9 protein-coding genes and 1 pseudogene are annotated in these 12,589 nt (G+C 40.2%); 6 read left to right on the top strand and 4 right to left on the bottom strand.

Features of this window, described 5'->3' with window-relative positions; translation table 11 throughout:
- Nucleotides 1–239 precede the first annotated feature (239 nt).
- The 3 genes from gcvP to gcvT all read right to left on the bottom strand — a co-directional run bounded on the left by gcvP (nt 240) and on the right by gcvT (nt 5,032).
- Complete coding sequence (gene gcvP, locus H6G96_RS29695; protein ID WP_190916268.1) at nt 240–3,197, bottom strand: aminomethyl-transferring glycine dehydrogenase; 2,958 nt, start codon at nt 3,195–3,197, stop codon at nt 240–242.
- 183 nt (nt 3,198–3,380) lie between these two features.
- Entirely contained in the window at nt 3,381–3,770 is a 390-nt protein-coding gene (gene gcvH, locus H6G96_RS29690) for a glycine cleavage system protein GcvH (RefSeq protein ID WP_190730613.1), read from the bottom strand.
- A gap of 125 nt (nt 3,771–3,895) precedes the next feature.
- Complete coding sequence (gcvT, locus tag H6G96_RS29685) at nt 3,896–5,032, bottom strand: glycine cleavage system aminomethyltransferase GcvT (RefSeq protein ID WP_190916275.1); 1,137 nt, start codon at nt 5,030–5,032, stop codon at nt 3,896–3,898.
- 238 nt (nt 5,033–5,270) lie between these two features.
- On the opposite strand from gcvT, the gene H6G96_RS29680 reads away from it, so the two are divergent.
- Nucleotides 5,271–5,768 carry a pentapeptide repeat-containing protein gene (locus H6G96_RS29680; protein WP_190916267.1) on the top strand — a complete coding sequence of 166 codons (498 nt, stop codon included), beginning with the start codon at nt 5,271–5,273 and terminating at the stop codon, nt 5,766–5,768.
- Between the two features lie 105 nt (nt 5,769–5,873).
- Here the strand turns inward: H6G96_RS29680 and H6G96_RS29675 are convergent, their stop codons facing one another.
- Complete coding sequence (locus H6G96_RS29675; protein WP_190916265.1) at nt 5,874–7,766, bottom strand: tetratricopeptide repeat protein; 1,893 nt, start codon at nt 7,764–7,766, stop codon at nt 5,874–5,876.
- Nucleotides 7,767–8,066: 300 nt separating this feature from the next.
- Here H6G96_RS29675 and H6G96_RS29670 point away from each other — a divergent pair.
- From H6G96_RS29670 to H6G96_RS29650, 5 genes and pseudogenes are all read left to right on the top strand, one after another.
- Nucleotides 8,067–8,210, top strand: a pseudogene (locus H6G96_RS29670) (transposase); the annotation flags it as partial.
- Nucleotides 8,211–8,553: 343 nt separating this feature from the next.
- On the top strand, nt 8,554–10,140 hold the full coding sequence (locus H6G96_RS29665; RefSeq protein ID WP_190916263.1) for a protein kinase: 1,587 nt from the start codon (nt 8,554–8,556) through the stop codon (nt 10,138–10,140).
- 399 nt (nt 10,141–10,539) lie between these two features.
- Nucleotides 10,540–11,259, top strand: coding sequence for a hypothetical protein (locus H6G96_RS29660; RefSeq protein WP_190916260.1), 720 nt, complete (start codon nt 10,540–10,542; stop codon nt 11,257–11,259).
- A gap of 65 nt (nt 11,260–11,324) precedes the next feature.
- Nucleotides 11,325–11,726 carry a hypothetical protein gene (locus H6G96_RS29655; protein ID WP_190916258.1) on the top strand — a complete coding sequence of 134 codons (402 nt, stop codon included), beginning with the start codon at nt 11,325–11,327 and terminating at the stop codon, nt 11,724–11,726.
- A gap of 257 nt (nt 11,727–11,983) precedes the next feature.
- Nucleotides 11,984–12,571: a L,D-transpeptidase gene (locus H6G96_RS29650; protein WP_190916256.1), complete on the top strand. Its 588-nt coding sequence runs from the start codon at nt 11,984–11,986 to the stop codon at nt 12,569–12,571.
- The last annotated feature ends 18 nt before the right edge of the window (nt 12,572–12,589 follow it).

Raw genomic sequence — 12,589 nt, 5'->3', positions numbered from 1 at the left:
AGTTAAGTCTGTGGGATAAGACTTTCGTGCCATAAGCAACTATGTAAATACACTGTGTCTGATGTATTTTAATCCTTGCAGTAATCCCCTCCTACTCGCCTTTAGATTTACTTTATAAATAGCCTCTTACTACTTTTAGTCAAAAACTCCATCCCGACGTAGGTTTGTCGGGATGGGGTTCTTGGGATTTAATAAGTAATCAAGTGGACATGATATAATTCCTAACTCTTCACTTGATTTTAATAAGCATCCATTGGCAGACAAGAACAAACAAAATTCCTGTCGCCAAAAGCTGCATCAATGCGACCGACAGCTGGCCAGAATTTATATTCACGAGTCCAAGACGCAGGGTAGGCAGCTTGTTCACGAGAATAAGAATGCTGCCATTCTCCAGTGATAAGACTTTCGGCAGTGTGGGGTGCGTTCTTCAAAACATTATCTTGGGTATCCACCTTGCCTGATTCTATTTCAGCAATTTCTTGGCGAATAGAAATCAACGCATCGCAGAAACGATCCAACTCTTGTTTAGATTCACTTTCTGTAGGTTCTACCATGATTGTACCCCCTACAGGCCAGGAGACAGTCGGCGCATGGAAACCGTAATCCATGAGGCGCTTGGCAACATCATCAATTTCGATCGCAGCTGATTTTTTGAGCGATCGCAAATCTAAAATACATTCATGGGCAACTAGACCATTTTTCCCCTGATACAAAACCGGATAGTACGATTCCAGTCTCTTAGCAATGTAGTTAGCGTTGAGAATTGCCACTTTAGTTGCTTTGGTCAAACCATCTGCACCCATCATGGCGATATACATCCAAGAAATCACCAAGATACTCGCACTACCCCAAGGTGCAGCAGCAACAGCACCAATATGCTGGGTACTGGGTACTGGGGATTGGGGATTGGGAATTTCTTCTTTCCTAGTCCCCAGTTCCCAATCACCAGTTCTTACCACAGGATGTCCGGGGAGAAAAGGCACAAGATGAGAGGCTACCCCAATAGGCCCCATACCAGGGCCACCGCCGCCATGAGGAATACAGAAGGTTTTATGCAAGTTTAAATGGCAAACATCCGCGCCAATATCTCCAGGACGGCAAATCCCTACTTGGGCGTTCATATTTGCCCCATCCATGTAAACTTGGCCACCATGATTATGGACAATAGCGCAGATTTCCTGAATTGGCTCCTCAAAAACACCATGAGTTGAGGGATATGTCACCATTAAGGCGGCTAATTGATTGCTATGTTTTTCTGCCTTAGCCTTCAAGTCATCAACGTCAATATTACCTTGTGAGTCACAGGCAACTGCTACTACCTTCATCCCGCACATCACAGCACTCGCCGGATTTGTCCCGTGTGCCGAAGTAGGAATCAAACAGACGTTGCGGTGTGCTTCACCCCGATTTTCGTGATATTGGCGAATTACCAAAAGTCCAGCATATTCGCCCTGAGAACCAGCATTTGGTTGTAGAGAAATTCCCGCAAAACCAGTAATTTCAGCTAACCATGCCTCAAGTTGCTTAAACAGAAATTGATAACCTTGCGTTTGAGATGAAGGGGCAAACGGATGAATCTTGCCAAATTCCTCCCAAGTTACCGGAATCATCTCAGCTGTTGCATTCAACTTCATTGTGCAAGAACCCAAAGGAATCATCGATGTTGTTAGCGACAAATCCTTGCTTTCCAGCTTGTGCAGATAGCGCAATAACTCAGTTTCTGAATGATAGCGGTTAAAAACGGGATGGGTAAGATAGGTGCTGGTACGGGGGAGGGGAAGATGGGGAAGCGGAGCAGTTAATTCTTCTAAGGTAAAAGGTAAATCATCTGTACCAGCGAAAATATGCCAAAGGTCGATTAAATCTTCTGGTGTAGTAGTTTCATCTAATGATATACCAACAGCAGTTGCATTAAAAACCCGCAGGTTAATTTGAAGTTGTTCAGCATCTTTTAGAATATTTTTTAAATTGTGTGTTCCTAGCTCTACTCGCAGCGTATCAAAGAAAGATTCTGAAACGACAATGTAACCCAAACGTTTCAGTCCTTGTGCCAGCAACACCGTCAAAGAGTGGATGTTTTCAGCAATTTGCTTCAGTCCATCTGGCCCATGATATACCGCGTACATACTCGCCATCACTGCCAGTAGCACCTGTGCAGTACAAATATTACTAGTAGCTTTTTCGCGGCGGATGTGCTGCTCACGGGTTTGCAACGCCAGACGCAATGCAGGCTTACCTTGAGCATCTTTTGATACTCCCACAATTCGCCCTGGAACCAGCCGTTTATACTCTTCCTTCGTAGCAAAGTATGCCGCATGAGGTCCCCCAAACCCCAAGGGAATACCAAAGCGCTGGGTACTACCGACAGCAATATCAGCGCCAAATTCTCCAGGAGGGGTGAGCAAAGTTAAACTTAAAGGATCTGCTGCTACCGTTACCAATGCACCCTTAGCATGAGCTTTTTCTATAAAAGCGCGGTAGTCGTAAATGGTGCCATCACTTGCAGGATATTGGAGAACAGCCCCAAAAATTGGTTGATCAAAATCAAATGTTTGATGATCACTGACAATAATCTTAATCCCTAATGGTTTAGCACGTGTTTGTAACACATCGATAGTTTGGGGATGGCAGTCACGAGAGACAAAATAGGCATTTGCCTGATTTTTACAAACACCATAGCTTAGGCTCATCGCTTCGGCTGCAGCTGTGGCTTCATCAAGTAACGAAGCATTGGCGATTTCCAAACCTGTGAGGTCGATAATCAGGGTTTGAAAATTTAGCAGCGCTTCTAGTCGCCCTTGGGCAATTTCTGGTTGATAAGGAGTGTAGGCAGTGTACCAACCTGGATTTTCTAGGATATTGCGCCCAATCACAGGTGGGGTAATAGTGTCGTAATATCCCATACCAATGTATGAGCGGAAAACTTGATTTTTGACAGCAACTTTTTTTAAGAATGTCAGTGCTGCATACTCACTTTCTGCTTCTGGTAACTTTAGCGGTTGCTTCAGCCTAATTGCCTGTGGAACTGTTTGGTCGATTAGAGCATCTAGGCTGGGAAACCCTAAAACCTTAAGCATATGCTGCATGTCATCAGAGTTAGGGCCAATGTGCCTTGGCGCAAAACTACTTAACTTTTGACTTTTTTCGTCCAGCACTTGCTGCTCATGAGACTTGAGAATAGGGGCGTTCAATACCACAAATTACTCTCCAGATAGTACTATTTCATATTTTGCAATAAATACTCATGAGAAGTAGGTGTAATTTTTCAGTTCATCTAAATTTCATAACTTATCTTCGGGTGGAGTGGGAGATGAGGGAGATGAGGGAGAAAATTTTTACCTTGTCCTCGTTGTCCTCTTTGTCCCCTCATCTCCCACTCGTTACTCTCCTTCTACTTGCGCCCGATACTCATCTGCTGTCAAGGCATCCTCAACTTCACCAGGGTCATTGACGCGCACTTTTAAAAACCACCCTTCCCCGTAGGGGTCTTCTGACACTTCTTCAGGAGAATTAATTAAGGCTTCATTACGTTCTACAACTGTTCCTGTTACTGGTGAATTCAGTTCTTCAACGGCTTTCACTGATTCAATTGTGCCAAAGTTTTCTCCCCTAGTAAGAGCATCGCCAATTTCTGGCAGTTCCAAAAAGACGATATCGCCCAATTCATGTACGGCAAACTCAGTAATGCCAATGGTGGCAATTTCGCCATCTAGCCGCACGTATTCATGAGAATCCAAGTATCTGAAATCTTGAGGATATTCAAAAGACATATCACTTCCTCTCCCTTATCAAAAAAATAATTGCCCCAACAGTCATCCAAGCCATATCTGGTAATGAATCTTACTGGAGATTGACTAACTCACAACACATTATTCCTCAAAAACCCTGGCACTTATCAGTTGGCGACACGATTTTTAGACCGATAAAAGGGACGTTTAACTACAACTGCTGGGTAAGCTTTGCCGCGAATTTCGACTTCTAGCTGCTGACCAACGGATGCTAGTTGAGTAGGAACGTAAGCTAAGGCAATGGGATAACCAAGTGTAGGCGAAAGAGTGCCACTAGAAACTTCTCCCACAACTTTACCTGCGGATAACACTTGATAGCCGTGACGAGCAATATTACGTCCTTGGGTTTGCAAACCTACCAATCGACGCTGCACTCCAACGGCTTTTTGTTGTGCTAAAATTCCCCGACCAATAAAATCGCCTTTAGTATCTAAGTGAACTAGCCACCCCAAACCTGCTTCTAAGGGTGTAGTGATATCATCGATATCTTGTCCGTACAGTGCCATAGCCGCTTCTAAGCGCAGAGTATCTCTTGCACCGAGTCCACAGGACGTAACACCAGCTTTATGGAGACTTCGCCACAATTCTACCCCCACATCTGGATCTACCATCACCTCAAAGCCATCTTCTCCGGTGTAGCCTGTGCGGGCCAGGAAGGCAGGTTTCCCTAGTAGGGTTGCTTCTAAATGTCCGAAGGCTTTGATTGGTTGTAAATCTTCTTGCACTAGTGGCTGGAGATATTTAATCGCTTTTGGTCCTTGCACGGCAATTAAGGCTTTTTCTGGTGAAAGGTCTTGGAATTGTACTTTATCCGAGTCAAGATGTTGCAATAGCCATGCTTTATCTTTACTGGAGGTTGCGGCATTGACGATGATGAATGCCCTCTGTGTCCCAGTGGCATCTTCACCTTGGTAATAAACAATGATGTCGTCAATAATTCCCGCTTGGTAATTTAACAAGACGGTGTATTGTGCTTGACCGGCTTTCAATCGACTCAAGTCTGAAGGCACTAAAGACTGGAGTTGGGAAATGAGGTTTTTACCTTGGAGGGTAAATTTGCCCATGTGGGAAATATCGAACATTCCGGCTGTATTTCTTACAGCTTCGTGTTCACGGCTAATGCCACTAAATTGCACAGGCATTTCCCAACCGCCAAAGCTGGTAAAGCGTGCTTTAAGTTCTACACCCACTTGATATAAAGGGGTTCGCGCTAGAGATTGGGCGTTGTCTTCTTGATTAGCCACAGGTAATTTTGCGTAGATGCGGAGCAACTTGCCGTTAGGCATCGCACCTCAACATCTATAATCCTACGAGATGCTTTCTGGTTTTACAGTTTTGTGTATTGAATTTGGGAGTGTTGACTCTTGGCTAAGGAGTTATTCTCCTTGTCTCCCTCATATCTCCTACTCCCCACTCCCTTGTCTCCTCCTGTGAGGTTTAATAGTTAATAGTGCAATTGTTGAGATTTATTAAGAAGACATTATGAAATATTGGCGAATAATAGCTAGCTTTGTCTTAGCGATGGTTCTTTTTTGGTTTCCCCTATCGGCGCAAGCTGCAAGTTCTTCCAGTATTACCCGTTCTGTAGGTAATGATGAACTCAAGGGTAAAGATTACTCTGGTCAAAGTTTAGTTGGTACTGAGTTTACCAATCTCAAATTAGAGAATGCTAATTTTAGCAATACTGATTTACGTGGTGTCGTGTTTAACGGTAGTCTGCTGGAGGGAGTAAATCTGCATGGTGCTGATTTTAGTGAAGGCATAGCCTATCTAACAAAGTTTAAGGATGCTGATTTAACTGATGCTGTGTTGACTGATGCCATGATGCTGCGTTCTATTTTTGATGATGTAAATGTCACAGGTGCTGATTTTACGAATGCAATTTTAGATGGGACGCAAGTGAAAAAACTTTGTGTTAAAGCAAGTGGTGTTAATTCTAAAACTAATGTAGATACTCGCGAATCTTTAGGATGTAAGTAGAATCTATCCCCTTCTTCGCTGGTGAAGAGGGGGATCTTTTTTTTTACAAATTACGTAGCTTGCTTATTGCCAAAGACGAGTATTACGAATTATATGCAGCGATCGCTAGTGATATGATTCTCTTAAAAAGCTTGCATAATTTGCCCGGATCGTCATAGTAGTAGGATGACTGACACCTAAAGTCCGTTCACAAATTTTCAAAGCTTTCTCAAATAAGGGTTTGGCTTTCTTGTAGCGCCTTGTATGACGGTAGAGCGCTGCTAGATTGTTCATGCTAATGGCAACATCAGGATGGTTGTCTCCTAGCAAGCGTTTGCTTAGTTCCAAACCTTGCTGATACAAGGGTTCAGCTTTGCTGTAGCGTCCTGTAGATTCGTAGAGTTGTGCTAAATTGTTCAGGCTAGTGGCGACATCAACATGGTTGTCTCCCAGCAGGCGTTTTCTCAGTTTTAAAGCTTTCTCAAGCAAGGGTTCGGCTTCGCTGTAGCGTCCTGTATAACAGTACAATGCTGCTAAATTGTTTAGATTAGTGGCGAAATGGGGATGTTCTTCTCCCACTAGGCGTTTCCACAGTTTTAAAGCTTGCTGATACAAAAGTTCGGCTTCACTATAACGTCCTGTAGATTCGTAAAGTAATGCTAAATAACTGACGCTAGTGGCTACATCAGGATGCTCTTCTCCCAGCAGGCGTTTTTTTAATTCTAAAGCTTGCTCAAGTAAAGGTTCGGCTTCCTTGTAACGTCCTGCCGATTCGTAAAGTAATGCTAAATTGTTTAGGCTAGTGGCAACATCAAGATGGTTGTCTCCCAGCAGGCGTTTTCTGAGTTCTAAAGCTTGCTGATATAAGGGTTCAGCTTCGCTATAACGTCTTGTAGATTTGTAAAGTCCTGCTAAATGATTCAAACTAGCAGCGACATCAGTATGTTCTAAACCAAGACGATTTTGAGCCAGTTTTACACACTGTTTTAACCAAGATTCTGCTTGCTGATAAAGTTCTTGACCTTGATAAAACCAAGCTAATTTGGTAAACAAAGTGATTAGATTTTCATCACTGAGATATTGAGATAGGTGGGTTGCAACTTCTGTAATGTGCGGGATATGTGAAGTAAGGTTAAGAATATCTTTAGAGTTAGGCTGTTGCGGAATTAGCTTTGCTACCTCTAACATCATCGTTGCAAATTTAGTTTTTGCTTCATCCGCTTCGCTTGACTTATCTAACTTAATTTGGAAAAGTTGGCGAATCAGTGGATTTAGACGATAAATTCCTTTACTTTTCTGTTGTAGCAAATGCAATTCTAGTAAATCGGCTATGGCTTTCTGATTGAGTTCTTGTTTTGTGTCATCTTCTATCGCCTCAACAGATAAGGGAATGTCAGCTATAGCACACAAACTTAGCAAACAGCCAAAGCTTTGTGCATTTTCATCCAACTGTTCCCAACTCAACTCAAAAGCTTCAGCTACACCGTATTCATAAGTTATCAATGAGTTATCATTGATGATTGCTTCATGTTCTATTCGTTTTTGCTCTAGCCGCTTAAGTATTGTTTCCAGAGACAAATCTGGTATTTTATTCAGATATCGCCCTACTAACTCTAACGCTAAAGGCAAATATCCTAAAAATTTACAAATTCTTCTCGCAACCAAAGGTTCTTGTTGCAGTCTTTCCCGAACCACCAGCGTTTTTAATAATTGCATGGCTGCCAATGGTTTGAGAGCATCGAATTCGCTATTATATTTTGCCGTCAGGTAAGCTTGTAACTTTTCTAGTTTATCCCGACTGTTAGAAATCGCTAACTCAGGATAATTCTGGGCGAACTTGTTATATACTTCACCCATCAATTGTCTGAAAGCAGCAATATCAACGTTTAATTCGCTAGCAAGTTTAGCTTCACTTTTACCTAAATTTTCAATCTTAAAATGCTTTAGAAACGCTGCTGTTTGCTTTAGGGATAAGCCATGAGTAGCAGCTTCTTTGGCTAGAAAATTAGCCCATTGCATAAACAGTTTGTATATATACTTTATTTTAGATTCTACTTTGTCTGCATTTGGAAATCTCCTCTCTTTGGGGTAAAAATACTATTTGTTTCATAAAAACTATTTAAAAGGAGTGGTCTTACGGGTTTCGCACAGAAGGGCGCAAAGCAAAGAGCGCTGAAGAAGAGAGAAGAGGGAGAGTAGACGCGCAGTAGGTTGTCGTTAGACATTACCATTTAAAGTTCCAATTGATGAGCGATCGCTGCTAAGGTTAAACAGGTGATTCTGCCATCAAAACAACCCATAAGCTTTGTATTGTCCAAAAAACGTTGGGTCATAGAGCGCACTTTTGGTGGGCTGATGGGATATCGACGATTGTTTAGAGACTATGAGTTATTACCCGGAACATCGGAGACGTTTATCTACATTATTGCCATGATCCGGCTCATGGTGAGGCGATTAGTATAAAGTTTGACCCCTCTAAGCTTTTGTTGTTGCAATTTACTCTGCTAAAAGTAAAATAGGCCCCTATTTTAAGCTCATTAATATCAATGATTTGTCTAAAATAAAGAAGTTACAGAACTCATCACAACTTGTAAAAATTTTGCCAATTGTGTATAGTCTTTTCAGGAATCGCGCTGTGAATATCTGTAGTTAGCTATATCCTAATAAAGACTTACAAGAACAAACCCATGAACACACTTCCTTTACAGCAGTGGGTAATTGCTTTCAGATGGGACTATAATAGCAACTTAATAGATAAGATAAGAAAATATCTAAAGTACAATCGAAATACTCTGCAAAATACAATATGAAAGGCATAGTCCTTCGTAACCGCTATAAAATCTTACAGTTTTTAGGAAGTGGTTCGTTTGGTGACACATATATAGCAGAAGATATAGATTTACCTAGTCATCCCAAATGTGTCGTGAAACAGCTTAAACCTAAAGCATCCGAACAGGAAGTTATGCTGGTTGCTAGACGACTATTCGAGAGTGAAGCAGAAGTTTTATACCGTTTAGGTAATCTTAGCAACCAAATACCTAAACTATTTGCTCATTTTGAGGAAAACGGCGAGTTTTATCTAGTGCAAGAATTTGTAGATGGGTATAACTTAAGCGCAGAAATAATACCTGGTAACCAATGGAGTGAAGCTGAGGTTGTCAAACTCTTACAAGAAATTTTACAAGTTTTGATTGTCGTTCATCGGGAGAATATCATCCACCGCGATATCAAGCCCCAAAACCTGATGCGTCGTAGTCATGATGGCAAAATTGTGATGATTGACTTTGGCGCAGTTAAAGAAATTAAAGGTTTGAGTGCGGATACTCAAGGTCAAGTTAGTTCAACTATTGTTATTGGCTCCAATGGTTATATGCCTAATGAACAAGCTAATTCCAAGCCAAGACTATCTAGTGATATCTATGCAGTGGGAGTGATTGGTATCCAAGCTTTGACAGGAAAATCACCTCAAGACTTCCAAGATGATCCTACAACCGGAGAAATAATTTGGCAACATGAGGCGAATATTAGCAATAAACTGGCTAATGTTTTAACCAAAATGGTACGTTACAACTTTAGTCAGCGATACCAAACAGCAGCAGAAGCGTTGCAAGCGCTTACTTCATTGCCACATCCTCGGCCATTACCAAAACTAAAGCCAGCAAGCTGGAGATTTCCCTCTCATTGGAAAGCGATGGTGATAGGTGGAGCAGTTTTACTTGTGTTTCTTGCATTCAAGTATGCAGTACCTAATTCTACTGAAAATACTCAAAAACAAAACCCTCCAAATCCCCAACCAGTAATTACAAAACAGCCTCAAACATCTCCAATAAGTTCTGAACCAAACACTGTACCAGTACCTACAAAAACACCAACCACAGCACCAATACCTACAGCAACATCAACTTCTTTAGAATTTTCTCAATTACCTTGTGATAATGACCAACAACTATTTTCACCCCCTACGGCTACAGGAAAACCAACGTGGGAAACTAGCACTTATAAATACTATGGAGAGATAAATCCAAAAACAAAAGAAGCCAATGGTAGAGGGTTGATGATTTTTAAAAATAATGGTTTTCAATACTATGGAGCATTTAAGAATAATCAGCGTAATGGATGTGGAAAATTATCATATCCGGTGGAAAGTAAGATTGACTATTATTTAGGTCAGTTTGAAGATGATAAATTTCAAGGGCTGGGACGTTTAAAATTAAAAAATCAAAATGAATATATAGGAGAATTTGTTAACAATAGATGTCAAGGAAGAGGAGTATATGTTTTTAAAGATAAGACTGAGCAACATGGATTGTGGCATGAAGATAAATTAAAAGGAAGTGAGAATTTGTTATGTAATGAGTCTTCAGCACCTATTATTTCAATATCAGCTTTTTAGCCAAAAATATTAATTATTTCAGTTTATTGGCTTAAGTGATGATCCGCTCTATGCCAGTACAAGCGAAGTTGTTCATTAAGAAAGCCCTAATCTCAATAAAGACACAAGTAATTGCATTAAGCCCTATTGATTGAGAAGAAGTTAGATGTAGTCGTAGCCCGTCGTAAATATCGCTATCAGCTTATAGAAATCAATAGAACCATAAATCCTATTTTATTGGTAATACATTAAATGTAGATTTTGTCAATTCGCTTCAAAGGACTTTACCTCTATATATTGGACTTTTATGAATTGATAATTAATTGCTTTGATACGTTAAAAAGATATACCGATTTTTAATGAAGTTGCGCTAAGTTATGTAATATAATTTTTTTAAATTCTAGTTTATTACCATTAGTAATGGTAGTGTACATACAGTTAAAAACAAAGGTTATTTTCTTTATGAAAATAAAATTCGTACTTTCTTTTTCTTGTCTATTTATTTCCACGAGTTTAACTTTTATCCCTATACAAAAAATACTAGCGCAACAAACATCTCCAACAATTCCTGAATCAAACACTGTACCAGATTCCACAACAACACCAGATTCCACAACAACACCAGATATAACACCAACCACAACTCCTGAATTAAATACTGTACCGGATTCTGCAACAACACCGTTACCTTGTGATAACGATCAACAACTATCTTCACCTCCTCCAGCTACAGGAAAACCAACGTGGGAAACTAGCACTTATAAATACTATGGAAAGATAAATCCAAAAACAAAAGAAGCTAATGGTAGAGGATTGATGATTTTCAAAAATAATGGTTTTCAATACTATGGAGACTTTAAAAATAATAAGCGGAATGGATGTGGAAGATTATCATATCCGGTAGAAAGCAATATTCACTATTATTTAGGTCAGTTTGAAGGTGATAAGTTCCAAGGGATGGGACGTTTGAAACTGAGAAATCAAAATGAATATATAGGAGCGTTTGTTAACAATAAATGTCAAGGAAAAGGAGTATATGTTTTTAAAGATAAGACTGAGCAAGATGGAATATGGCGTGAAGATAAGTTAGAAGGAAATAATAATTTGTCGTGTAAGGAATTCAACCGTAACTTTCGATAATTTAGTTTGGCATTCTGAAAATTATTGAAGTGAAGTAAGCTAATAACCAAGGTTTATTAAAGAAAATGAAATTTATACTTTCTACCACTGCTGTATTTGTTTTCGTGAGTTTAATTTGTCTTCCAGCACAAAGGTTACTGGCGCAAGAAATTCCTGTCGCAGGTCGGGCAATAGAACCAAATAAAAATACATTTAGTGAACCGCCTGTTGCAGGACGGGCAATAGAAGAACCAAAAAGTAACCAATTAGCTTTTAAACCAGATCAATCGCTTCGTAGAAGACAATCTACAACACGGGCTGTACGACGTGGAAGTGCCAGTGTTAGACGAAAATCTACACCACGGGTTCGGCCAGTAACATACACACCACAGAGAGAAAGGGTTCAAAAAAGAACGATAAGAAGACCTACTAGACCATCTCCAAAAGTACCTGTAATACTTCAAAACTTCCCAATCAGACGAGGGTAAAAATAGATAGATTTCTGAAAAGATTGACAACAAAGAGCAACCTGGAAAAGGAAAAATCGAAAGTTCAGAAATCATTTGGTTAATACTTTAATTCGGAATATTTTTATTTATCCAAATAGTGGTTTACTGCAAAGTAGAGTCGAGAGGAAGGTGCAACGAGAAACTAAAACTTGGCTATTAGGTTCTAAGTAAACCTGATAGTCGTGATTTATTTAATCCATCCTAATTCTTAAGCCTATTATCAAGACAAATAGTTTATGCAGATTAAGATAATAAAGAATAGCCTGTATCTTTCTACTGGTTTGGGTATTGCTTTTGGTGCAATTGGATTATATTTCTGGATGCAATCACAACATAACGCTAACGTCACTGTTGGCCAAAGTGTAAATTCCCACAAGACAATTGAGAAGCCAACACCTCCTATAGGAAAATTAGCTACTCCAATAGCTTCTAAACAACCCATCCGTCTAGTGCTTAAAAGAAGTACACGGCAGCTGTATGTATATAAAGGAGAAAATTTACAAGCTAGTTACCCAGTAGCTGTTGGTAAAGCGGGGTTGGAAACGCCAATAGGGAAGTTCAAAGTTATTGAAATGCTGAAAAACCCCGATTGGACAAATCCTAACACTGGAATTTTAGTTCCTCCGGGTGAAAATAATCCGTTGGGAGAACGCTGGATTGCGTTTTGGAATGTTGGCAGAGAATACATTGGATTTCATGGCACTCCTGATAGATCATCCGTCGGAAAAGCAGCTTCTGCTGGTTGTGTTCGGATGTATAACGAGCATGTCCGTGAACTCTATGAAATGGTCAAACTTGGTACATCAGTGTTAGTAGAACCTTGATCGGTGTTGAGCAAAAAT

Origin of the sequence: Nostoc sp. FACHB-892, assembly GCF_014698795.1 — a bacterium.
In the GTDB taxonomy this organism is placed as follows: domain Bacteria; phylum Cyanobacteriota; class Cyanobacteriia; order Cyanobacteriales; family Nostocaceae; genus Nostoc.
The sequence above is the reverse complement of the archived record's forward strand: the minus strand, read 5'-3'. Positions and strand labels throughout refer to the sequence as shown.

Bases quoted from the DNA above. Each gene is read 5' to 3' on its own strand.
- H6G96_RS29680 (WP_190916267.1), top strand. From the start codon at position 5,271: ATGAAATATTGGCGAATAATAGCTAGCTTTGTCTTAGCGATGGTTCTT.
- H6G96_RS29655 (WP_190916258.1), top strand. From the start codon at position 11,325: ATGAAATTTATACTTTCTACCACTGCTGTATTTGTTTTCGTGAGTTTA.
- gcvH (WP_190730613.1), bottom strand. From the start codon at position 3,770: ATGTCTTTTGAATATCCTCAAGATTTCAGATACTTGGATTCTCATGAA.
- H6G96_RS29665 (WP_190916263.1), top strand. From the start codon at position 8,554: ATGAAAGGCATAGTCCTTCGTAACCGCTATAAAATCTTACAGTTTTTA.
- H6G96_RS29660 (WP_190916260.1), top strand. From the start codon at position 10,540: ATGGTAGTGTACATACAGTTAAAAACAAAGGTTATTTTCTTTATGAAA.
- H6G96_RS29650 (WP_190916256.1), top strand. From the start codon at position 11,984: ATGCAGATTAAGATAATAAAGAATAGCCTGTATCTTTCTACTGGTTTG.
- H6G96_RS29675 (WP_190916265.1), bottom strand. From the start codon at position 7,766: ATGCAATGGGCTAATTTTCTAGCCAAAGAAGCTGCTACTCATGGCTTA.